The organism is Pseudomonas asuensis, from assembly GCF_014646755.1.
Taxonomy (GTDB): domain Bacteria; phylum Pseudomonadota; class Gammaproteobacteria; order Pseudomonadales; family Pseudomonadaceae; genus Chryseomonas; species Chryseomonas asuensis.
Genome location: NZ_BMNW01000003.1, coordinates 1 through 20903 on the forward strand (window position 1 = coordinate 1; position 20903 = coordinate 20903).

25 protein-coding genes and 1 pseudogene are annotated in these 20903 nt (G+C 51.8%); 19 read left to right on the top strand and 7 right to left on the bottom strand.

The features are described from left to right. Positions 1-79: 79 nt before the first annotated feature. The 9 genes and pseudogenes from birA to IEX86_RS06645 all read left to right on the top strand — a co-directional run bounded on the left by birA (position 80) and on the right by IEX86_RS06645 (position 6269). Complete coding sequence (gene birA / locus IEX86_RS06605; protein WP_188865348.1) at positions 80-1036, top strand: bifunctional biotin--[acetyl-CoA-carboxylase] ligase/biotin operon repressor BirA; 957 nt, start codon at positions 80-82, stop codon at positions 1034-1036. Continuing rightward, on the top strand, positions 1026-1772 hold the full coding sequence (locus tag IEX86_RS06610; RefSeq protein ID WP_188865349.1) for a type III pantothenate kinase: 747 nt from the start codon (positions 1026-1028) through the stop codon (positions 1770-1772). The genes birA and IEX86_RS06610 overlap by 11 nt, the downstream gene beginning before the upstream one ends. 5 nt (positions 1773-1777) lie before the next feature. Further along, positions 1778-1921, top strand: a pseudogene (locus tag IEX86_RS06615) (hypothetical protein); the annotation flags it as partial. Positions 1922-2029: 108 nt separating this feature from the next. Continuing rightward, positions 2030-2437, top strand: a complete 408-nt coding sequence (locus IEX86_RS06620; RefSeq protein WP_188865350.1) for a DUF3301 domain-containing protein — start codon at positions 2030-2032, stop codon at positions 2435-2437. Between the two features lie 753 nt (positions 2438-3190). Continuing rightward, positions 3191-3985 carry an SDR family NAD(P)-dependent oxidoreductase gene (locus IEX86_RS06625; protein WP_188865351.1) on the top strand — a complete coding sequence of 265 codons (795 nt, stop codon included), beginning with the start codon at positions 3191-3193 and terminating at the stop codon, positions 3983-3985. A gap of 10 nt (positions 3986-3995) precedes the next feature. Continuing rightward, a complete protein-coding gene (locus tag IEX86_RS06630) occupies positions 3996-4487 on the top strand; it encodes a hypothetical protein (protein ID WP_188865352.1) in 492 nt (163 codons plus the stop codon). A 220-nt stretch (positions 4488-4707) separates the two neighbouring features. Next, on the top strand, positions 4708-5604 hold the full coding sequence (locus IEX86_RS06635) for a MurR/RpiR family transcriptional regulator (RefSeq protein ID WP_188865353.1): 897 nt from the start codon (positions 4708-4710) through the stop codon (positions 5602-5604). Between the two features lie 78 nt (positions 5605-5682). After that, on the top strand, positions 5683-5838 hold the full coding sequence (locus tag IEX86_RS06640; RefSeq protein ID WP_188865354.1) for a hypothetical protein: 156 nt from the start codon (positions 5683-5685) through the stop codon (positions 5836-5838). Positions 5839-5843: 5 nt separating this feature from the next. Continuing rightward, entirely contained in the window at positions 5844-6269 is a 426-nt protein-coding gene (locus IEX86_RS06645; RefSeq protein WP_188865355.1) for a DUF1810 domain-containing protein, read from the top strand. A gap of 17 nt (positions 6270-6286) precedes the next feature. On the opposite strand, the gene IEX86_RS06650 is transcribed toward IEX86_RS06645, so the two are convergent. The 6 genes from IEX86_RS06650 to yidD all read right to left on the bottom strand — a co-directional run bounded on the left by IEX86_RS06650 (position 6287) and on the right by yidD (position 10740). Beyond that, entirely contained in the window at positions 6287-6664 is a 378-nt protein-coding gene (locus IEX86_RS06650; RefSeq protein WP_188865356.1) for a hypothetical protein, read from the bottom strand. A 118-nt stretch (positions 6665-6782) separates the two neighbouring features. After that, a complete protein-coding gene (locus IEX86_RS06655) occupies positions 6783-7925 on the bottom strand; it encodes a hypothetical protein (RefSeq protein ID WP_188865357.1) in 1143 nt (380 codons plus the stop codon). Between the two features lie 84 nt (positions 7926-8009). Next, positions 8010-8513 (bottom strand): hypothetical protein, encoded by a 504-nt coding sequence (locus tag IEX86_RS06660; RefSeq protein WP_229685278.1) that lies wholly within the window; start codon positions 8511-8513, stop codon positions 8010-8012. A 233-nt stretch (positions 8514-8746) separates the two neighbouring features. Then, complete coding sequence (locus tag IEX86_RS06665) at positions 8747-9244, bottom strand: hypothetical protein (protein ID WP_188865358.1); 498 nt, start codon at positions 9242-9244, stop codon at positions 8747-8749. Between the two features lie 623 nt (positions 9245-9867). Next, positions 9868-10365: a hypothetical protein gene (locus IEX86_RS06670; RefSeq protein ID WP_188865359.1), complete on the bottom strand. Its 498-nt coding sequence runs from the start codon at positions 10363-10365 to the stop codon at positions 9868-9870. Between the two features lie 120 nt (positions 10366-10485). After that, positions 10486-10740, bottom strand: a complete 255-nt coding sequence (yidD, locus tag IEX86_RS06675) for a membrane protein insertion efficiency factor YidD (RefSeq protein ID WP_188865360.1) — start codon at positions 10738-10740, stop codon at positions 10486-10488. 125 nt (positions 10741-10865) lie between these two features. On the opposite strand from yidD, the gene pcaQ reads away from it, so the two are divergent. From pcaQ to IEX86_RS06720, 9 genes are all read left to right on the top strand, one after another. Next, on the top strand, positions 10866-11801 hold the full coding sequence (pcaQ, locus tag IEX86_RS06680) for a pca operon transcription factor PcaQ (protein WP_188865361.1): 936 nt from the start codon (positions 10866-10868) through the stop codon (positions 11799-11801). 109 nt (positions 11802-11910) lie between these two features. Beyond that, the gene (gene pcaH, locus IEX86_RS06685; protein ID WP_188865362.1) at positions 11911-12633 is read left to right on the top strand and encodes a protocatechuate 3,4-dioxygenase subunit beta; all 723 of its coding nucleotides are present in this window, start codon (positions 11911-11913) and stop codon (positions 12631-12633) included. Positions 12634-12643: 10 nt separating this feature from the next. Beyond that, the gene (gene pcaG, locus IEX86_RS06690; protein WP_188865363.1) at positions 12644-13246 is read left to right on the top strand and encodes a protocatechuate 3,4-dioxygenase subunit alpha; all 603 of its coding nucleotides are present in this window, start codon (positions 12644-12646) and stop codon (positions 13244-13246) included. Next, positions 13246-14304, top strand: a complete 1059-nt coding sequence (gene zapE, locus IEX86_RS06695; protein ID WP_188865364.1) for a cell division protein ZapE — start codon at positions 13246-13248, stop codon at positions 14302-14304. The genes pcaG and zapE overlap by 1 nt, the downstream gene beginning before the upstream one ends. 137 nt (positions 14305-14441) lie before the next feature. Then, a complete protein-coding gene (locus IEX86_RS06700) occupies positions 14442-15380 on the top strand; it encodes a 4-hydroxyproline epimerase (protein ID WP_188865365.1) in 939 nt (312 codons plus the stop codon). After that, a complete protein-coding gene (locus IEX86_RS06705) occupies positions 15377-16522 on the top strand; it encodes an NAD(P)/FAD-dependent oxidoreductase (RefSeq protein ID WP_188865366.1) in 1146 nt (381 codons plus the stop codon). Before IEX86_RS06700 ends, IEX86_RS06705 begins: the two co-directional genes overlap by 4 nt. After that, on the top strand, positions 16519-16755 hold the full coding sequence (locus IEX86_RS06710; protein WP_229685279.1) for a (2Fe-2S)-binding protein: 237 nt from the start codon (positions 16519-16521) through the stop codon (positions 16753-16755). Before IEX86_RS06705 ends, IEX86_RS06710 begins: the two co-directional genes overlap by 4 nt. After that, a complete protein-coding gene (locus tag IEX86_RS06715) occupies positions 16752-18017 on the top strand; it encodes an NAD(P)/FAD-dependent oxidoreductase (protein ID WP_188865367.1) in 1266 nt (421 codons plus the stop codon). The genes IEX86_RS06710 and IEX86_RS06715 overlap by 4 nt, the downstream gene beginning before the upstream one ends. 96 nt (positions 18018-18113) lie before the next feature. Beyond that, on the top strand, positions 18114-18875 hold the full coding sequence (locus IEX86_RS06720) for an AraC family transcriptional regulator (protein WP_229685291.1): 762 nt from the start codon (positions 18114-18116) through the stop codon (positions 18873-18875). Here the strand turns inward: IEX86_RS06720 and IEX86_RS06725 are convergent. Beyond that, positions 18872-19792 carry a dihydrodipicolinate synthase family protein gene (locus IEX86_RS06725; RefSeq protein ID WP_188865873.1) on the bottom strand — a complete coding sequence of 307 codons (921 nt, stop codon included), beginning with the start codon at positions 19790-19792 and terminating at the stop codon, positions 18872-18874. The genes IEX86_RS06720 and IEX86_RS06725 overlap by 4 nt on opposite strands. Before the next feature lie 214 nt (positions 19793-20006). On the opposite strand from IEX86_RS06725, the gene IEX86_RS06730 reads away from it, so the two are divergent. Then, on the top strand, positions 20007-20852 hold the full coding sequence (locus tag IEX86_RS06730; protein WP_188865369.1) for an IclR family transcriptional regulator: 846 nt from the start codon (positions 20007-20009) through the stop codon (positions 20850-20852). The last annotated feature ends 51 nt before the right edge of the window (positions 20853-20903 follow it).

Here is a 20903-nt window from a genome sequence, read left to right on the forward strand (position 1 = left end):
TGCATTCATCGTCAAGCACCTATACCCAAAACCCCCAGGCCCAACGGCCCGGGGGTTTTGCTTTGTGCGGATAAAAAATATGGCTGTTTCCTTACTACTTGAATGTCTTGCTGATGGTCAGTTTCATTCCGGAGAAGAATTGGGCGCGCTTTTGGGTATTAGCCGTAGTGCTGTCTGGAAGCAGCTGCAAGGAATAGAACAACGTACGGGTCTGTCGTTCTTTAAAGTACCTGGAAAAGGTTATCGCCTCGCTGAACCCCTTAATTTACTGGCTAACAATAGAATCGATTTTGACGAGTGGCCGGTAGAGATTCTAGATACGATCGACTCTACCAATGCTGAGGCATTACGTCGTGTTATGGGGCAGCGTAGTCATGCACCTTTCGTTCTGCTGGCCGAGCATCAAACTTCTGGCAGAGGGCGTAGGGGAAGAGCGTGGGTCAGTCCTTATGCGAAAAATCTTTACTTAACGGCAGCTGTCACTATTTACGGCGGTATCAAACAGTTAGAAGGCTTGAGTTTGGTGGTGGGGCTTGCTGTTGTTTCCACTCTTAAAAAGCTCAACTTAGTACAGGCCGGTCTGAAGTGGCCTAACGATGTTCTTCTATTTGGCCGTAAACTGTCCGGTATTCTCATTGAGCTATCAGGAGATCCTGCTGATAGCTGCACAGCCATTATTGGTATCGGCTTGAATGTGAATATGCGCAATGCAGACAATATAGATCAGCCTTGGATTTCTTTACATGAGGCTCTAGGTAAGCCTGTTGATAGAAACCAATTAGCATCTTATTTGTTGCATGAACTAAGTGATTGTTTAAAACTGCATCAAGCACACGGTTTTGCTGCATTGAAGGATGCATGGGAAGCCAATCATTTATGGCAGGGGCGAGATGTGATTCTTTCTGCCGGTGCTAATCAAATTGAAGGCAAGGTGCTGGGCGTTGGGTTGGATGGATCGCTTAGGTTGAATATTGATGGCTACGAAAAGTCTTTCAATGGTGGTGAGCTCAGTTTGAGATTGCGTAATGATTCTTGAGCTTGACTGCGGCAATAGCCTGATTAAATGGCGCGTCCTTTCCAGGAGCGGTAGCGTTATAGCCAATGGGATTGCTCATTCTGACGATGAGCTTCTTTCAATGCTCGCATCAAGCGAAGGCCTTTCCCTGGAGCACGGTCGGCTTGTTAGCGTCCGTAGTGATCTTGAAACTACTGCCTTAATTGAGCGGCTTGATAAGACGTTTGGCTTAGGATGCCAACAGGCCAAGCCTGTTGAGTCTTTCCTTGGAGTAAAGAACGGATACTCAGACTATCAACGACTAGGTATGGATCGTTGGCTTGCGCTGTTAGGCGGCTTCAAGTTGGCAGGTAATAAAGCATGTGTCGTGATTGATTTAGGTACTGCCGTTACTTCGGACTTTGTCGACCAGACTGGCCAGCATGCGGGGGGGTTTATTTGCCCAGGCATCCCCCTTATGCGCCGGGAGCTGCAAACGCATACCCGACGAATCCGCTATAACCCTGAGCTTGAAGCGACTAATGGGCATCCTCTGCCTGGGAAAAACACTATGCATGCTGTCGAGGGAGGGTGCGTGTATATGCTCCGTGGGTTTGTAAGGACGCAGTATGATCTGGCCTTTGAGCTGTTGGGGTCTGACTTTCTTGTCTTTCTTACTGGCGGAGATGCTGAATTGGTCAAGGACGTTATTCCTGCTTCTCGTGTTGTACCTGACCTAGTCTTTGATGGTTTGGCCTTGGCTTGTCCTGTGGACTAATGATGATGCGATGGCTTTTCGTTTTCCTATTGGCTTTGAATGTATTCTATTACGTATGGAATCAGCAGCAGGCGCCTTTGCGCGCAAAGGAAATTACTCCGCTAAGCTTGTATAAAAGTGAGCGGGACAATATACGCTTGCTACATGAGCCTGAAGCACCTCAAACGGATGCTAGGATTAAATAGTAAATAGCAAGAGCTGGTTGGTTTTCTTAGAGTTAGGCGCTTGGGAAGACGGCTTGGTGTAGGTGATTATTCATGCTGACCTTAGGTAATATTTTTGCATTTTTACTAGCCGCTTCAGCCTGCGCCTGGCTATGGCACTCTCATGGGTTGCGTGAGCGTGCGTTGGCTTTGGTGAAAGACCAATGCCATAAGCGTGATGTAGAGCTTTTGGATGAGAACGTAGCGTTTCGCCGCTTTTCCTTTATGCGTGATGCAAAAGGCTTCAGGCGGTTTGCTCGCGTTTACGATTTTGAATTCACTACTACAGGTGAGCAGCGTTTAGCTGGTAAGGTAGTATTGTTTGGCTATCGCCTAGGGCTTATTGAATTTGCGCCTTATGCTGTTCCTGAAGTGCCTGTAGTCAATGACCCCCGCGTAGTTGACATGGCTTCATGGCGACGAGCCCGCGAGGAAAAGGATGATCGGCGCCTAGCCGATTAATACCTGTAAATGCATTGTGCTATTAATGATTTCTCTTTCCCTTGCCTAACTGCCGTTGTTGCAAATCTATTAGGCCCCAGATAGCTGAAACGCTATTAAAGCTCTGCATTCATAAATGTGCAGCCTCCCTGTCTTCACTAAATAACCTTCTACTTTTTTGCGCGTGCTGGCGATCAGTAACCTTTAAGCTGGTCATCTTGACTTCTTAGTATCTGATCAAACGTGCGCAAGATGCGTAGGTGATATTCATTCGAAGTGTTTGAATCTGTTTTTTGTCTTATGCCACTATTTATATGTGCCGCTGCTAGGCAAAGGTTTTGTGCTGCCTTTTTCAGACTGGTCTAGAGCAGACAACAAAACTCATTATTGACTTGGAGATCGCGCCGTTGAATAGCAATGTTATTTCAATCAAACCTGACAGCCCTGAGGATCAAGAGCGGCTAGAGGCTCAATTGAGCTTTCTACAAAAGGCCTCTTTAAGATTAATGCATCGCAACGGTACTAAAGCAACCTTGTTGGTTCTAGAGCGCTGGCGAACCCGTTAAGATGAGATTCAGATTGTATTTACTCCTGGTGTTGTCGAGGCCTTAGGCGCTCTGGAAGGGCGTGAGCTACTGAGCGCAGCGATGAGTGCTGCGAGAGTCTAAGCAGTAACGTGCTGTTTGGGGACCTTTCTACTGCATTTTTCGTCAGATTCGAATGACTGAGTAAGCCTTTCAGCCGAGAGGCTCCTAGATATTCTCTGGAGGTTTTATGCAGATTGATCTTTCCGGTAAAACAGCCATCGTTACCGGCTCCACTAGAGGGATTGGTTTCTCTATTGCAAAAGGGCTTGCTCAGGCAGGGGCTACGGTTGTTATAAACGGGCGCTCAGCTTCGTCAGTAAATGAAGCTGTTAATGCTTTAAAGCAAAACGTGCCGGGTGCTGCAGTAAGAGGCGTAGCTGCCGATGTGGGAAAGGCTGAAGGGTGTGCGGTATTAAAAGCTACTGAGCCTGAAGCCGATATTCTGATTAACAACACGGGTATATACGGACCGCAGGACTTTTTCGAGACTACTGATGATGTTTGGACAGAGTTCTTCGAAGTCAATGTGATGTCAGGTGTACGGCTATCGCGAGAGTACTTGCCCGGTATGGTCTCTCGTCAGTGGGGAAGGGTAATCTTTATTTCTTCCGAATCAGCGCTCAATATCCCAGCTGATATGATTCATTATGGTTTCACTAAGACGGCTAATCTTTCTGTCGCGCGCGGTTTGGCTAAGCGAATGGCTGGTACAGGCGTTACGGTGAATTCCATCCTACCGGGGCCGACGCTATCGGAAGGCGTAGCAGATATGCTTAAGGAGGCACGGGAGCGTACCGGTCAGACATTAGAAGAGATAGCGGCTGACTTCGTAAAGGAAAACCGTCCCAGCTCGATTATTCAACGTGCAGCAACAACTGAAGAAGTTGCAAACCTAGTCGTCTATACAGTTTCTCCTCTGGCGTCAGCGACTACGGGCGCTGCGTTGCGTGTTGATGGTGGAGTTGTAGATACAATTGCTTGATATGCGAAGGATGAAGACCTTTGTAGCGTGGTTTTTTGGGAATATCCTTCTGGCAACTACCAGCGAGGCCGCACCCTTGCCCTTGGGGCTGGATAAATCACAATTTGAGCGGCGTGTTCCTGCTTATTTAAAGACTTTGCCCAGCTGTAAAGCTTTAACCCTAAGCGATCCGCACCCCATGATTGAGGAAGCAGGAGCAGGATGGAAATATTTTGCTCAAGGTGCTTCTAAGTCTGAAGTGCTTGTACAAGCATCAGATGAACAATTGACGCGCATTATTGTGAAAGCATCATCTAGCTCTGAGCCAGTGCTGCGCGATATGCGATGTATGACCTATGCGCTTATGCTTGCAGTGCAGCCTAAGTATTCAATTCAGCACTTAGTATTATCTGACTCGAAGAAGTTGTGGCGGCTTGCGCAAGGTGGGCCATATAGACAGCTTTATTTTTTTATCACATTCGAAGCACGGCTAACGCCTGTGCAACTGGATGTTTATCGCTGAGTCCCGTAGCTAAACTAGATAAAATATTTTTCTAAAAAAATCTGTTTAGAAAAATATTCTCGTGTTTTAAGCTGGAATTCCGGCGACTAACAGCGAAGAAGACCGCTCCTTAATTTCTTTCTTTTGCAGATGTTCCTGAAGAATAAAGGGCATTTTCAATTACGTTAGCGTTTGGTTTCGTTTAGTGCCCTGCTGTAACGATTCATCTAAAGGATGCGAAATGCCTAATACTGACTCTTTTGTCTCTTCCACTGTAGCCCCTACTAATGTGGAAGCCCTGCAACAAATGATTACGGCAGAGTATGAGTCTCTACCACGGCAGCTCAAGCGTGTGGCTGCATATATGAGCCAGCAAAGCGACCGTGTAATGGTTGACCGCATTAGCGATATTGCTCGTCAATGTGAAGTGCATCCATCAGCTATTGTGAGATTTTCCCAACGTTTCGGTTTCAAGGGCTTTAGTGAAATGCAGGCCCTGTTCCGTGAGGCGTACACACATAAAGCAACACCAGTACAGAACTATCAGCAGCGTATCCGTCGGATGATAGCCAATAAATCCCAGTCGGCTGCAGGAAGTGACTTGGCGCGTGAGTGCATTAGCGCCACGCGCTCAGGTTTGGATAGATTAGGGGAGGAGCTGGATGACCAAGCCTTTGAAAAAGCAGTGGATCTACTGGTTAATGCCGAGAATATTTACGTAGTAGGGGTTCGCCGTTCGTTTGCTGTAGCACATTACTTCGTTTACAACCTGCAGCATACCAATAAGCGTATTCACCTGGTGTCTGGCCTGGGAGGTAGCTACCGCGAGCAGATGCGTAGTGTGCGAGCCAATGACCTTGTTGTGGCAATCAGCTTCACGCCTTATGGTAAGGAAAGTCAGCAATGCGTACGTATTGCACAGCATAATCAAGCCAAGACGCTCATTATTACAGATAGTCAATTATCACCTTTAGCCAAGCGAGCCAGCGCGCTGCTATTAGTCAATGAAGGAAGCGCGTTTGCGTTCCGCTCCCTGAGCGCCACTTTATGCCTATGCCAAGCCTTGTTCATTGCCTTGGCCTATCGTCTGGAAATGAAAGTAGACGAGATGCATGAACAGGTTGGATTTGACGATTGATGTGTAGCGTTCAATGAGTGGGGCACTACTGGCCAAGGATATTGCCTAAAGAATACATCTTAATGAGTGAGGTGGATCATGACCGATGAGCATGCAAAACGCAGCACTGCAGAAACACCTGAAGAAGCTAGTAAGGTAGGCGAAGTAAACAAATCCCAAAATGAAAAGGGAGGGGAACAGCGCCGCACTAAATTCAACGAGCCAGAGGATCCTCAAGCACAGCGCTCTCGGTAAATCGTATGTCAGATCGTTACGATTTGCAGCGTTTCGTAGACGCCCAAGAGCCAGTTTGGCAGCAGGTGCTTGAAGAGCTTCGGGAGGGCGATAAACGCACACACTGGATGTGGTTCGTTTTTCCTCAGTTACAGGGGCTTGGGCACAGCGCCACAGCGAAATACTACGCCTTGTCAGGTTTGGATGAGGCGGCTGCCTACCTTGAGCATGAGCTTTTGGGGGCTCGTCTGAGGATATGCTGTGCGGTCGTAAATGAACTGGAAGGGTTATCGGTGAAGCAGATATTTGGTCATCCTGATGATTTAAAGTTTCATTCATCAATGACCCTATTCGCACAGGTAGCAGGTGAGCATAGTCCGTACGCTATAGCATTGGCCAAGTATTTTGGCGGTCAAGCAGACTCTCATACGCTGCGGTTACTTCAGCAGTAACATTTGGCAGCCTCTATTCAGGCTTGAGTGCCTTCACTGTCTTCCGAGGAACCGCCTAGCTGCTTATGTACTTCAGGTTGCTCAATTCCATCAACCCACCATTTTAGATGAGCACTGACTACTGTATGGGCAGCAAAGCCTAGCTTGTTGCGTACAGGACAAGCGCCGTTTTCACTCGCTTTCACTTCTCCCGCTTGTCGAGAGCGGTTGTTACCAGCCTTACCACTTGCTTGAACAACCATCTCAAACCGGACAGCCTGTCCGTTCCCTTTAAAGCACAGTTCTATCGATGCTTGTTGTGGGGAAACTGCATTTAGGTTCAGGTTAGCCTCTACGGGTGGGTTTGAGGCAGCAAGTAACAAGGCAGTCATAGGCAAGGCAAAGAGTCCGGGCATGTCAGTCTACGTTACGGTCATTTGAGCAAGCTGGAAATCAGAGTAGCGTATTTTTGATCTTCTTGCGTAGACGCCCTCCGAAGAGGGCGTCTACAGTACTGCTTGAATGTAACTGTGCTTACTGCTGAGTAATAACGGCGCTATTACCGGTGCCTGTCTGCGAGATAGTGGCAGAGTTACCAATTGCAAATTCGCCACGCTGCGTAATGGCAGCTTGGTTAGCTACACCGGACTGGTAGACAACTGCATTGGCAGACAACTGGGATTCCAGTTGCTGGATGCTGGCAATGTTATCGCTGCCATCTTGAGTAACGCTAGCGTAGTTGCTATCACCTGTCTGACGTACATCAGCAGAGTTATTAGTACCTGAAGAGGCACCCGTCAGGTTGTTGCCGCGACCAATCTGAGCAGCGTTGAGCGTGTTGGCTGTGCCGCTCTGATCAAAGTACAGTTCGTTGAACTTGCCGTCTTGGAAGCTAGTAATGGCGTTATTATCACCGCGCTGGGAAATGGTTGCGAAATCTGGGCCGCTATAGCCATCCTGAACCATAGCCACAGTATTCGCAGTACCGTCCTGCGTAACGGCTGCGGTTTGACCATCGCCCGTCTGGGTCAAGGTGATGGCGTTATTGTCGCCCGTTTGAGCCAATGTTGCAGAGTCATTCATGCCGCTCTGGGTAACTTCAACCTGGTTGCCGTTACCAGTCGCAGTCGCGTTAAGCTGATGAGCATAACCGTCCTGGTTTATGATGTGGGAGTTATCATTACCGTTCTGGTTAATGGTTGCCACACTGCTGCTAGACATGCCATAGGCGACGCCACCACCCTGGGTAACTTCAGCTACGTTATTGTTACCCAATTGTATGACTTGGGCTTGATTGTCATTACCGGTCAGCTGATACACCGTTGAAGAGTTGGCGTCGCCAGTCTGAGTGACAGTTACCTGGCTGTTCTCCTGCGCTTCTTGGTAAATGTTCGAGTAATGGTCGCTACCTTCTTGCGTGGTGCTGGCTACATTATTCGAACCGTCCTGGTACTGATAGGACGTGCTGTTCAGGGCTGCGCTCTGGCTCAGGCTTGCAGTATTACCATTACCGATCTGCTCCTGAGTGCTCTTGCTATTTTGAGTGCCGTTGATTTGCTCGGTCGTGATGGAATTGTTGTCCCCATCCTGAGTTGTTTCAACGGAATTCATTTCAGCAAAGGCGTGCGAACTGAGGGCGATCAGGATGGCGGCAGCAAGAGGCTTGAAGCTGTACATGGTTATTCCCTTCGTAGTAATCACAATAACGAGAAGATGAAGATGTCGACGTTCTAATGCGTGATGTTTAAACGTCCGTTGTTATTAGTACTGACGTACCACTGCGGTTTGGTTATTACCGTGTTGCGTGATACTGGCTTGTTGGCCGGTACCGTTCTGCTCAATAGAGGCACTGTTATAGGCGCCGTACTGATTGATCAGTGCGACATTCGCCGAGCCAATTTGAGTAATGGATGCAGTGTTGCCATAACCCGCCTGGGTAATAACCGCAGAAAGGTCGGCCCCTTGCTGAAGGATGAAAGCCTGTTGATCGTTGCCAAGCTGTGAGATGAGCGCTTGTGAGTTAAGCCCTTGCTGGCTTAAGGTGGCCTGGTTGTTATTACCACTCTGCTGAATAGTTGCGACCAAACCACCAGCAGACATTGCAGCAGCCAATGCGCGCGGGTCAGGCGTGCCGGCAAGGTCTGAAGTCGTCATGGCAATGTCAAAATTATCAAGCAGATCAGCCGCTTGAAGCGGTAATACAACGAGGCTCATGCCGGAGAAGGCGAGCGCAAGTCCTGAGCACAATCTTTGCAACGAATTCATGGCTAATCCCTGTATAGCGCTGTGCGGATTGTTGGCCCTACAGCGAAAACTGGGTATCAACCAAAAGATTGAAAAGACAAAGTATTTAGACCATGGAAGGATTAATCCATGGTTGCGGGAGAGGGCTGTTATAGAGCTGACTAAGTCCGATAGACGGTTAAGTTAGTCAGCTAGCAATACCAATGCAGAATCAGGCGATGTGACTTGTGCTGTGCATTTATGACTCCTTGGAATCAGTATTGGCGGATGACAGTATTCTGGTTATTTCCATATTGGGTAATGCTAGCCTGCTGACCGGTGCCATTTTGTTCAATGGCAGCGTTGTTGGCATTACCATACTGATTAATGATAGCCGCGTTTGTTGATCCGTTCTGAGAGATCAAGGCGTTATTCGCTTCGCCCACTTGCGTAATGGCGGCAGCTAGGTCTGAGCCCTGCTGGAGAATATAGGCCTGCTGATCATTACCCTGCTGGGCAATAGTCGCCAGTGAGTTGAGGCCTTGCTGACTCAAGGTGGCTTGGTTGTTATTGCCATTCTGCTGTATTTGAGCTGCGAGGCCATTGACCGATGCGGCCGCTAATGCAAGAGCACTCGGCGTGCCAGCCAAGTCATTCGACGATGTCGCAATATCAAAATTATCAAGCAGGTCAGCTGCCCGTAATGGGAGTGACGCTGCGAAGCAACTCAATACCAAGACAGACTGAGAAAGCAGCCGTTGCAAAGTGTTCATGGCGAACTCCTGTTTAGCACTACCAGTTTTGCTGACGGGTTCCCGCTTCGCTATCAATCTAAAGATTGAAAGTTTAACTGTAGAGCAATAAAAAAGACTTAATTCTATGATAAAGAACCGCGTTGATACTAGTTTAATGTGATGGCTTATTGATATTAGACCTACACTCAATGAGTGATAGGGGTAACATCGGCATTGCGGGTTTGTGAATTTCCGCAATTGATCCGCTTGCCCCCTCAGCAAAACTTTGAGCGAGATAGACTTCGCTGGCTAAGCTGTATTGTAGAACCGATACGGCAGAGTAAGACGCCTGTTGATCATCATTGATGATTTGATCTTCGCTACATTGGTTTAAGGACATCCCACTACCATCGCCGCTGCGATCGATTTCTACGGTCTGGTTGCCTGCAAGCTCGCCTTTTAGCGTAAGCCTGAGTAATAGTCAGGTTATGGTTATTACCTTCGTTACGTAGTTAGCTCATTTGCAGAGCCGTGCTGGGTAAGTTTGCAAGGTTGTCATGGCCTTGCTACTCGAAGGTCGTGCGATCGGATGCCAAAAGGTTGGTTGATTATTTTAACGCAGGGTATTTCCGGTTCCTGTTTGAAAGCGTTGCGACTTGCTGCTAACGCTGTCGGACAATAATGCTCTGGTTATTTCCATATTGAGTGACACTGCCCTGTAGCCCCGTGCCGTCCTGGTCAATCAGGACTTCATTATAAGCTCCGTGCTGATTGATATACGCCTGATTACCTGCGCCTTGCTGAATAATGGAGGCGTTATGACCCTGACCGTTCTGTAGAATGACAGCGGTCATTTCCGCACCGTTTTGCAGCATGACGGCTCGATGATTTCCGCCTATCTGCTGGATAAGCGCCTGACTACTCAACCCTGTCTGTATGAGAAAAGCCTGGCTATCGCTGCCTTGCTGGATGACAGTGGCGGCTATGCGATCCGCAGTTGATTGGCCGACAGGGCCCTGCGCTTGCCGGGCAGCCACATCGGAGACTGTAGAGAGATCAAAGTTGTTGAGTAAATCTGCTGCGTTGGATGTCTCGATGGAAACTCCGAGACATGAAACCAACAGTGCAAATCTCAGACTGATCTGCTGCAGTACGTTCATGGCTATTTCCTCAATAGCGCTCTGTACTGTCTTATCGCGCAAGGCAGGCGTCTTGGGTATCGCTCTAAAGAGTGAAAATAGCAGCTGTTTGAGTACTGGAAGAGTTAGGCTGATTTCATATCAGTGGCAGCCGCTCGAATGCTTTTCCTTCGCTTTACACGTGCAGGGGGGAACAGGATCGATCCCTCCGGGATGGAAAGGATGGCAGCGTAGCAGTCGACGAACTGTCAGCCAGCTACCGCGTAAGACTCCATGAGTCTGTAACGCTTCGACAGCGTAATGTGAGCAGGAGGGGTAGAAACGGCAGCGCGGGCCGATCATAGGGCTGATGAAGAGCTGGTAGCCTCGCAGCAGGATGATCAACAATTTCTTCATGAGCTGAGGGCTTACCTGGAGACATTACAGGGAATGATTATTTTACCGCGTATGGTGCTCGGGTCGAGTGACTTGTCGACGGGTTGAGGTTAACAATGACCGCTTGCTCTTGAACCTGGCGCGATATGAACATCGATACTCGTATCAAATTCCGACATCTCCTGTGCTTTATCGAAGTAGCTCAGCAGCGTAGTTTTGCCAAGGCTGCTCATGCTGTATCGGTTTCGCAACCGGCCATCTCCAAGACGCTTAAGGAGCTTGAGGTTATTCTTGAGGCGCGCTTGTTTGAGCGAGACAAGAACGGCGTGGTGCTGACGCCGGCAGGTCAGGCCTTTATGCGTTACGCGGGACCTTGTGTGCAGGCCTTGCGGGACGGGGTTAATACAGTGCGCAGTGGTGGATTGCAGGGCGGGTTGGTCCGGGTAGGTGTGCTTTCAACCGTGGAAAGCCTGGTTATGCCAGAGGTTATCAGGCGGCTCCATGAGCGCTACAGTGGACTGACCATCAGTGTTTCGACGGGGCTGAGTACTTATCTGCTTAATCAACTCCGGGTAGGTGAGCTGGATGTCGTGGTAGGGCGTATGACGGACAATCCAGAGATCCGTGGCTTGAACTTCGAACACCTTTATAGCGAGTCGATGACATTGGTGGTTCGAAAGGACCATCCCTTGCGGGCGACCCCTGACGTTGATCGGCAACGCTTGGTTGACTATCCCTGGGTCCTTCCGTTGACGGGTACTACCATTCGCCAGTACGCCGAGAGCTTTTTGGTGCAGTGTGGAATCAGTCTGATGCCGCAGCGGTTGGAGACGCTCTCACCAGCGTTAAGCCGACGCTACGTACTATTAAGTGACGCCATCTGGATTGCGCCCCTGGATGCGGTGGAAACAGACATCAGGGCCGGGGTGTTGGCTGAGCTTTCCCTGGGTGTTCAGGAGCCAGGCGGCTCGATTGGCTTGTGCCGCAACAACGCGGTGACACTTCCACTGGTAGCCCAGTGGTTCTGCGAGATCCTGCGCGAAGTGGCAAGCGAGATTGTTGCAGAACGATCTGTTTCATAACCATTTGGTTATGAATGATTGCCTTCATTTCAATTGGCTCGTCTGCAGCATTGCGCCACACTGCAGGGTAACCCCCTTTGAAGGGTAAGGCTCTCAGTGGAGTAAGGCCATGAATAATAATTCCAATGACATTCGCTTTGTCGCCCGTGATCATAACTGGCATCCCCATGCCTATACGCCTGGTTATAAATCCTCTATTCCCCGATCACCCAAACAGGCTCTGGTCAGCATCCAACAAACGGTTTCTGAGCGTAGCGGCCCTGACTTTTCCCATCTTCAGCTGGGTAAGCACGACAACGACCTATTGCTGAATTTTAATAATGGAGGATTGCCTCAGGGTGAGCGAATCATTCTCTTCGGGCGTGTAGTTGATCAATTCGGCAAGCCTGTTCCAAGGACATACGTGGAGATCTGGCAAGCTAACGCCGGTGGACGGTATCGCCACAAGAACGATGTCTATCTGGCACCGCTCGACCCCAACTTTGGAGGAGTAGGGCGCACCCTGACTGATAATGACGGTAACTACGTGTTCCGGACTATCAAGCCTGGCCCTTACCCATGGCGTAACGGGGTTAACGACTGGCGGCCGGCTCATATCCATGTTTCGGTCATGGGGCCTTCGGTTTCGACTCGATTGATTACCCAGTTGTACTTTGAGGGGGATCCGTTGATTCCTATCTGCCCGATCGTAAAGTCGATTTCGAACCCGGATGCGGTGCAGACGCTTATTGCACGTTTGGACATGACCATGGCCAACCCGATGGACTGTCTGGCGTATCGCTTCGACATCGTGACGCGCGGCGCACGTCAAACCCATTTCGAGAATCTGTAAGGAGGCGATCATGACTACAACATTCTTGCCTGAGACGCCTTCGCAAACTGCAGGCCCGTATGTTCACATCGGTCTCGCACTAGCAGCCGCCGGTAATCCGCCCCGTGAGATGGAAATCTGGAATGATCTTGCCAAGCCTGACGCCCCGGGCCAGCATATCGTGCTGACAGGGCAGGTGTTTGACGGGAATGGCAATCTGGTGCGCGACTCCTTTCTTGAAGTCTGGCAGGCTAACCATGAAGGTGTTTACGATCCCATCTACCACCCGGAAAAAGCGTTCAACTGTTTTGGCCGTACAGCTACAACTTTTGATGCAGGAGATTGGTCCGTACAGACAATCAAGCCGGGTAAGGTGACGGATAGCCAGGGTAGACCTATGGCGCCGCATATCAACCTGACGCTATTCGCCCGCGGTATCAACATCCATTTGCAGACGCGTATCTACTTTGAAGACGAAGCGGAAGCCAATGCGGTTTGTCCAGTGCTCAACTTTGTCGAGCCGCCCCGCAGGCCTACCTTGCTCGCGAAGCGCTTTGAAGAAAACGGCAAAGTGATTTACCGTTTCGATATCCATTTGCAAGGTCCGCAGGAAACTGTCTTTTTCGATTTCTGATGGCTACATCTGAACCGCTCAATGCAGGTGAGTTGATTCGGCAGCATTTTGCCGCCGAGCTGGCCGCCCGTCAGTACCAAGCCGATGCCGCCCAAGAGGCGGCATTGGTGCATCTGGCTAATTGGCTGGACCGCTTTCTGGGCGATCGTAAATCCTGGTTTCGCAAGCCGTCTGCTGGCGTTTACATCTGGGGTGATGTAGGACGAGGCAAGAGCTTTGTGATGGACGCCTTTTATACGGCCGTCCCTATTGCCGAAAAGCGACGCGTACATTTTCATGCGTTTCTGCAGGAGCTGCAGCGGCGAATGGGTGACTATGCAGGACAAGCCGATCCACTGGCGCTGGTGGCTCGGGAAATCGCTCGTGAAGCTCGCCTGCTCTGCTTTGATGAATTTCATGTACATGACATTGGCGATGCCATGTTGTTAGGCCGCATGCTTAAAGTGCTTGTGGACGAAGGCGTAGGCCTGGTCATGACATCCAACTACAAGCCGGAAGGGTTGTGCCCAAACCCGCTGTACCGGGAGCGCTTCAAGCCTATCATTGCCCTGATTGAAAAGCGCTTTGAGGTGCTTGCCATCAATGGGGAGGTTGATTACCGCCAGCGCAGCGACGAGCAGGCCCGATGGGGATATTATCTCTGGCCGGAGTCAGCGGGTGGTGTGAAACGCTTGCAAGCGCTCTTGGACCTGTCTGCGGCAGCTACCAGGGATGCAACTTTAGACGTTAACCATCATCCTCTTGCAGTGCGCGCCTATGAGGGGGAGCGGATCTGGTTCGACTTTTCCGATCTCTGCGAACAACCCCATTCCACCTCGGACTACCTTTGGGTCATCGAGCGCTTTCCACAAGTCGGCATCAGTGGTCTGGATTGTCTGGCACGCCAGTCTGAAGCTGTTCGGCAGCGTTTTCTCAATCTGGTAGACATCGCTTATGACCGAGGCGTGACCTTGATTCTTTCCAGTGAAGTGCCAATGGATGAGTTGGCCGGAGAGGCTACCGTGGACTTTACGCGGACATTGAGCCGACTGCGACAGCTGATGGTGGAAAGGCTTTAAGTCAGGCGAGACGGAGTTGTCTCTCTAAATGTCATTCAGCTAATTGTGCCGATTTCGTCATCTGCCCTGGCGAAAAGCACCAAGCCGATTTTGCACTGACGCGCCACGCTGTAAGCCTCTTTTCATGAGGTGGCGCTATGAGACGTATCCAGGTCATCGACTCCCATACTGGCGGTGAGCCGACTCGTTTAGTCATTGCGGGTTTTCCTGACATGGGGGAAGGCTCCATGGCGGAGCGGCTGGACCTGCTACGACATGAGTACGATGGCTGGCGGGCTGCATGTGTATTGGAGCCGCGTGGGAGCGATGTGCTGGTAGGGGCGCTCCTATGCGAGCCGGTCGATCCTGAAGCATGTGCAGGCGTAATCTTCTTCAATAACACCGGCTACCTTGGAATGTGCGGTCACGGCACGATTGGGCTGGTGCGCTCGCTCTATCATCTAGAGCGGATCGATGTAGGACATCATCGGATCGAGACGCCAGTTGGAACAGTTGAGGCAACGTTGCACGAAGACCTTTCCGTCAGTGTGCGGAATGTACCTGCGTACCGATACCGTAAGGATTTCGCGCTGGAAGTGACTGGGATTGGCGTTGTGACCGGCGATATCGCTTGGGGAGGAAATTGGTTTTACCTGATTGCCGATCATGGCTTGCAAGTGAGCAGCGATAATCTCGATGCGCTGACCGAATACAGCTGGGCGGTACGGCAGGCGCTTGAGGCGCAAGGCGTACGCGGCGAAAACGATAGCGTGATCGATCATATCGAGCTGTTTGGGAGTGATGAGAATGCGAACAGTCGCAGTTTTGTACTCTGCCCAGGCAAGGCCTATGACCGTTCACCCTGCGGGACAGGGACCAGCGCCAAGCTGGCCTGCCTTGCAGCGGATGGTCATCTGAACCCTGGAGAACTCTGGAGACAGGCCAGCGTCATTGGCAGCCACTTTGACGCTAGTTATGAGCTAGAGGCAGGAGGGATGCGCATCATCCCGACCATCCGTGGTACGGCACATATCAGTGCCGAGGCTACATTACTGATTGATGAGGCTGATCCCTTCGCCTGGGGGATTCGGTTGTGAGCCTGCAGGCCCGCACAGCTGCGGCGGATGTTGTCATCGTTGGGGCAGGCATTATGGGTGCCATGTGTGCCTATGAACTGGCCTCCCGAGGCCTATCCATTCTTGTTATTGATAATGGGACTGGTGGCGCTACGGGTGCAGGAATGGGACATCTGGTCGTCATGGATGACAATCCTGCTGAACTTGCCCTCAGCCGCTATTCCATTGCGCTTTGGAACACGTTGCGCAAGCGTCTGCCTGAAGCGTGCGCCTATCGTAATTGCGGTACATTGTGGCTGGCAGCGAATGATGAGGAGTGCGGCCTGGCAGAAGCCAAACAGGCCAGATTGGTTGAGTATGGCGCACAGTCTGAATGGATCAGCGCATCGGCTTTAAGGCAGCTGGAGCCAATGCTGCGGCCGGATCTGGCCGGTGCATTAAAGGTTTTTGATGACGGGATTCTGTACGCCCCGGCGACGGCGCGTTGGCTACTGCATCAACAGGATGGCCGGATTACTGTCCAGGAGGGGGATGTTACCCGCGTAGAGGGCAATCGGTTATGCCTGAGTGAGGGTGGTTGGTTAACGGCACCTGCCATTCTGCTTGCCAATGGCCTGGGCGCTTTCCGGCTGCTGCCGGATGTACCGTTGAGGCCAAAGAAGGGGCATCTGCTGATCACAGATCGCTATCCTGCCTGCATTAACCATCAGCTGGTAGAGCTTGGATATGCCGCCAGCGCTCATGCAGACGATGGAACATCGGTTGCATTCAACGTACAACCAAGGCCTACAGGCCAGTTGTTAATTGGCTCATCTCGGCAATTCGACACGTTGGATAAGCGAGTCGAATTTGATGTGCTTGGGCGCATGCTCATGCGTGCACAAGATTATCTGCCCGGCTTGGGCGAACTGAATGCCATTCGCGGGTGGACAGGCTTTCGTGTCGCAACACCAGATGGTTTGCCGTTGCTCGGACAGCATCCGGACCAACCGGGTTTGTGGCTGGCGCTGGGCCATGAAGGGCTGGGCGTTACCACAGCATCGGGCAGTGCACGGCTGATCGCGGCACAATTGTTAGGTGAAGCACCTCCTTTTGATCCTGCGCCGTTCCGGACGGAGCGCTTTGTAGGCGTAGCCTCACATACTCCGGGGGCTGCGGCATGATCACGGTATATCTTGACGGGCAGCCCCTTGTCATGGGGGAGGGGCTGACGGTGGCTGCCATGCTGACGCTGAGCGAATCCTCAATAGCACGCCTTTCCTGTACGGGACAGCCGCGAGCACCCTTTTGCGGGATGGGGATTTGTCAGGAGTGTCGGGTGACGATTGATGGACGCCGCCAGCTGGCCTGCCAGACGCTCTGCCAAGAGGGTATGCATGTGGAGCGTACGGTGTGAAGAATCACAAAACATTGTCGTGTGATATTGCAATCGTAGGCGCCGGACCCGCGGGGTTGGCAGCAGCCAGAGCGGCATCAGTAAGCCAGCGATCCATTGCGGTCATTGATGACAATCCACTGCCTGGCGGGCAAATATGGAGGGACGGTCCACAGGTATCACAATTGGCGATGGCAAAGGATTACCGAAGGGTTTTGTCGCTGCCTACTGTGCGGTATTTGCCGGGAACACGCATTGTGGCCTCGCTGGCAGCAGGAGCCCTGCTACTGGAGGATGCACAAACAAGTTACCGACTCGACTATGAGCAGCTGATCCTCTGTTGTGGCGCACAGGAGCTACTGCTGCCTTTTCCAGGCTGGACATTACCGGGCGTGACGGGCGCTGGCGCACTGCAGGCCTTGATCAAGAGCGGCGCGTCTGTGGCGGGTGAGCGTGTTCTGATCGCAGGAAGCGGGCCATTGCTGCTGGCATCTGCGGCCACCGCCAGAGCGGCAGGCGCGCTGGTCTCAGGTGTTTATGAGCAGACTGATCGCTATCAATTGATTAACTTTGGCGTTGGGCTGCTGCGCTGGCCTGGCAAGCTTGCACAGGCATTCAAGCTGTTTAGTACCCGGTATCGATGGAGAAGCCATGTTATTGAGGCTATGGGGGATAGGCGTCTAGAGGCGGTGCGTATCCGCCAAGGTGATGCGGAGGCAGTAATAGCGTGTGATCGACTGGCCTGTGGTTTTGGTCTGGTGCCTAACACGGTGCTAGCACAGCATCTGGGCTGTTCTCTTGAAGACAATGCGGTTGCAGTTGACCGGTATCAGCAGACGAGCCAGACAGGTATCTATGCGGCAGGTGAATGTACAGGCGTTGGCGGTAGCGAACTGGCGTTAGTAGAGGGTGAGGTCGCCGGACTGGCGGCAACTGGCAAGGTTGAGCAGGCACAGGCCTTATTCACACATCGCGCCTATTGGCAGCGGTTTGCCCGGCATGTAAAGGAGCACTTTGGATTACGTCCTGAGATCAGACGGCTGGCTCGGGTCGATACGTTGATCTGCCGGTGCGAAGACGTTGCCTTGTCTGTTTTGGCAGAAGAGCAGGGGTGGAATGCGGCCAAGCTCCAGAGCCGATGCGGCATGGGAGCCTGCCAGGGGCGTATCTGTGGCTCAATAGCCCGTGAGTTGTTTGGCTGGTCACTGCCGGAGCCTCGTGTCCCGCTAGTACCTGCGCGAATCGAGACGCTTATGGCATGCTCAGAGAAAGATATGTCCTGATCATATTTAGTCACCCATGATGAGGTGCTCATGCTTCAGACGATATGCCATACGGCCAGTCGCAGCGATCAATCTTCGGGTTTTGCACCTGAGCAAATGAGGGCATGGTGTGAGGGCCTGGCTGCAGAGCGTCCTGAGAACATTGAGACCTTGCTTAACAGCGTCGCGTTGATCGCTCCGCTTCTCAATGCTATCCCCAATGTGGTCTTTTTTATCAAAGACCTAGAGGCACGCTATCTACTTGCCAACCTGACACTGGCGAGGCGGTGTGGATTCAAATCCGTTGCGCCGCTTCTGGGCAAAACGTCGGCCGAGGTTTTTCCGGCTCACCTGGGACCGCTTTATACCGAGCAGGATCATGAGGTGCTTAGCGGGGCGATTATTGAGGACAAGCTTGAACTGCACCTTTACAACGGACGTGAGCCGGGATGGTGCCTGACCTACAAATTGCCTTTAAAAGGCGGTTCAGGCCATGTGTTAGGAATGGCCGGGATCTCTTATGACTTGCAGGCTGCGCAGGATAATCATCCCGCCTACCAGCGGCTTGCCGCCGTCGATGAGTATATTCGTGCCCATTACACACGCCCTATTGCCTTGGCAGAGCTGACCGGCATTGCACAACTTTCTGTGGCTCAGCTGGAGCGCTATTGCAAGCGGATCTTCCATCTCACGCCTCGACAGATGATTCACAAGGTGCGCTTGGAAAAGGCATCTGAATTACTGGTGACTATGATGCCGATCACTGATGTTGCCTTACAGTGTGGCTATACGGACCACAGTGCTTTTAGCCGCCAGTTCAAGGCACTGACGGGACTCACGCCCCGCCAGTTTCGACAGGCCGCTGCCGAGGCTGCTTAAAGCCCAACGTCCGGCAGTGTGGGGCGACAGGAGAGGGCTTTGTCCACAATTGCTTTTACTTCCCCATGGGCTGCACATTCCAATGCCAGACGAGGAGGACGAGTGACAGCTGAACCGCGACCGAGGAGTTCTTCGCACAGTTTGATGCACTGGACTAGATCGGGGCGGGCATCCAGATGCAGCAGTGGCATGAACCACTGATAGAGCGACAAGGCTTCATCAAAACGCTTTTGCATGGCGAGGCGGAACAGGGTTTCACCTTCCTTGGGAAAGGCGTTAGACATGCCGGATACCCATCCAACGGCTCCGACGGCAATACTTTCCAGCACCACATCATCCAGGCCGGCAAACAGTATGAAGCGATCACCCACTGCATTAAGGAGGTCGATGAAACGCCGGGTATCGCCTGAAGAATCCTTGAAGCAAACGATGTTCTCGCAGTCCTTGAGTGAAGTCAGGATGTCTGGCGTAACATCATTCTTATAAACGGGCGGATTGTTGTAGACCATAACGGGAAGATCAGTTGAAGCCGCGACGCTGCGAAAGTGCGCAGCGGTTTCATGGGGCTTGGCGGAGTAGACCAGGGCAGGCATGACCATTACGCCATCCACGCCAACGCAGCGGGCTTCGTTGACCATCTTTTGCGCAAAGGCAGTGGTGAACTCGGCTATCCCGGCAATGACAGGCACGCGTCCGGCGGCTGCATCCTTGGCGGTTTCGATGACCGATAGTTTCTCCGCTGTTGTTAGCGATGTGTTTTCCCCAACGGTACCGCACACGACAAGACCTGATACGCCATCCGCTACAAGATTGCTAACTACGCGGTGGGTGGCGTCCAGGTCTAGAGAAAAATCAGCCTTGAATTGGGTGCTGACGGCAGGAAAAACGCCGCGCCAGTTGATCGCTTGATGCCCCATGATCGTTATCCCTTTGGCGATAGAACAGAGGCTGAAAGATTGAACTGCAAGCGCTCGGCTGGCTTGAGATTTTTCCTTATACGTGAGGACGAAATCAGCACAATTGAGGGCTGATAGTGGGCTATAAACGAACAAGACTGCTTTGGGCGTATTGCGATTATCGATCAGATGCTTCGATAATCGGCCAAACAAGACAATGGCCGGAGCAGAGATCATGGATAATTCGAATTCGCGTGACCCTCATAGCTTTGGCGCACCGCCTATCATCGCGTCCCCCGCCAAGCGGATCGAAGCCTTTACGGGCGATCCGAACTTTATGACCTCCCTTGCACGTGGTCTGGCCGTGATCCATGCTTTTCAGGAGCGCAAGCGGCATCTGACCATTGCACAGATCAGCCACCGAACTGAAATTCCTCGCGCAGCGGTTCGCCGCTGCCTGCATACGCTTATGAAGCTGGGGTATGTAACGACGGACGGGCGAACTTATTCGCTGCTTCCCAAGGTGCTGACACTGGGACACGCTTATCTCTCTTCCACGCCCATGGCGCTTACGGCCCAACCCATTCTGGATCGCCTGAGCGAGCAATTGCACGAAGCATGTTCCGTCGCCACCCTGGAGGGAGACGAAGTCTTGTACATTGCCCGTTCTGCCACACCCCTGCGGCTGATTTCAGTCGACCTGAGTGTTGGCAGCCGGCTACCCGCCTATTGCACATCCATGGGCCGCATTCTGCTGGCGGCTTTGGATGATGCTGCCCTGCAGGAGTATTTCGAGCGCGCCGACTTGCAAATCAAGACCAGTCGTACACTGCATACGCGAGAAAAGCTGTTGCCCTGTCTTGAGCAGATTCGCCAGCAGGGTTGGTGTGTCGTTGATCAGGAGCTGGAAGTAGGGCTGCGCTCGTTGGCCGTACCGGTGCTGGATGCCTCGGGCCAGGTTATGGCTGCCATGAACGTAGGAACCCATGCCAGTCGGATTACACGGCAGGAGCTGGAGCGGCGTTTTCTACCGCTTCTGCTCAAGGGCAGTCAGGAACTCAGCTCAAAACTGTTTCACTGAAACTGTTCGCTAATCGAACTGTTAGCCGTTAATCGAATTGTGTGATGGGTG

Coding starts and splice junctions, on each gene's coding strand:
- IEX86_RS06660 (WP_229685278.1), bottom strand. CDS start 8,513: ATGAATTCGTTGCAAAGATTGTGCTCAGGACTTGCGCTCGCCTTCTCC.
- IEX86_RS06635 (WP_188865353.1), top strand. CDS start 4,708: ATGCCTAATACTGACTCTTTTGTCTCTTCCACTGTAGCCCCTACTAAT.
- IEX86_RS06655 (WP_188865357.1), bottom strand. CDS start 7,925: ATGTACAGCTTCAAGCCTCTTGCTGCCGCCATCCTGATCGCCCTCAGT.
- pcaQ (WP_188865361.1), top strand. CDS start 10,866: ATGAACATCGATACTCGTATCAAATTCCGACATCTCCTGTGCTTTATC.
- IEX86_RS06650 (WP_188865356.1), bottom strand. CDS start 6,664: ATGCCCGGACTCTTTGCCTTGCCTATGACTGCCTTGTTACTTGCTGCC.
- IEX86_RS06625 (WP_188865351.1), top strand. CDS start 3,191: ATGCAGATTGATCTTTCCGGTAAAACAGCCATCGTTACCGGCTCCACT.
- IEX86_RS06710 (WP_229685279.1), top strand. CDS start 16,519: ATGATCACGGTATATCTTGACGGGCAGCCCCTTGTCATGGGGGAGGGG.
- IEX86_RS06700 (WP_188865365.1), top strand. CDS start 14,442: ATGAGACGTATCCAGGTCATCGACTCCCATACTGGCGGTGAGCCGACT.
- pcaG (WP_188865363.1), top strand. CDS start 12,644: ATGACTACAACATTCTTGCCTGAGACGCCTTCGCAAACTGCAGGCCCG.
- IEX86_RS06720 (WP_229685291.1), top strand. CDS start 18,114: ATGAGGGCATGGTGTGAGGGCCTGGCTGCAGAGCGTCCTGAGAACATT.
- IEX86_RS06665 (WP_188865358.1), bottom strand. CDS start 9,244: ATGAACACTTTGCAACGGCTGCTTTCTCAGTCTGTCTTGGTATTGAGT.
- IEX86_RS06725 (WP_188865873.1), bottom strand. CDS start 19,792: ATGGGGCATCAAGCGATCAACTGGCGCGGCGTTTTTCCTGCCGTCAGC.
- zapE (WP_188865364.1), top strand. CDS start 13,246: ATGGCTACATCTGAACCGCTCAATGCAGGTGAGTTGATTCGGCAGCAT.
- birA (WP_188865348.1), top strand. CDS start 80: ATGGCTGTTTCCTTACTACTTGAATGTCTTGCTGATGGTCAGTTTCAT.
- yidD (WP_188865360.1), bottom strand. CDS start 10,740: ATGAAGAAATTGTTGATCATCCTGCTGCGAGGCTACCAGCTCTTCATC.
- IEX86_RS06610 (WP_188865349.1), top strand. CDS start 1,026: ATGATTCTTGAGCTTGACTGCGGCAATAGCCTGATTAAATGGCGCGTC.
- IEX86_RS06620 (WP_188865350.1), top strand. CDS start 2,030: ATGCTGACCTTAGGTAATATTTTTGCATTTTTACTAGCCGCTTCAGCC.
- IEX86_RS06730 (WP_188865369.1), top strand. CDS start 20,007: ATGGATAATTCGAATTCGCGTGACCCTCATAGCTTTGGCGCACCGCCT.
- IEX86_RS06630 (WP_188865352.1), top strand. CDS start 3,996: ATGAAGACCTTTGTAGCGTGGTTTTTTGGGAATATCCTTCTGGCAACT.
- IEX86_RS06670 (WP_188865359.1), bottom strand. CDS start 10,365: ATGAACGTACTGCAGCAGATCAGTCTGAGATTTGCACTGTTGGTTTCA.
- pcaH (WP_188865362.1), top strand. CDS start 11,911: ATGAATAATAATTCCAATGACATTCGCTTTGTCGCCCGTGATCATAAC.
- IEX86_RS06645 (WP_188865355.1), top strand. CDS start 5,844: ATGTCAGATCGTTACGATTTGCAGCGTTTCGTAGACGCCCAAGAGCCA.
- IEX86_RS06640 (WP_188865354.1), top strand. CDS start 5,683: ATGACCGATGAGCATGCAAAACGCAGCACTGCAGAAACACCTGAAGAA.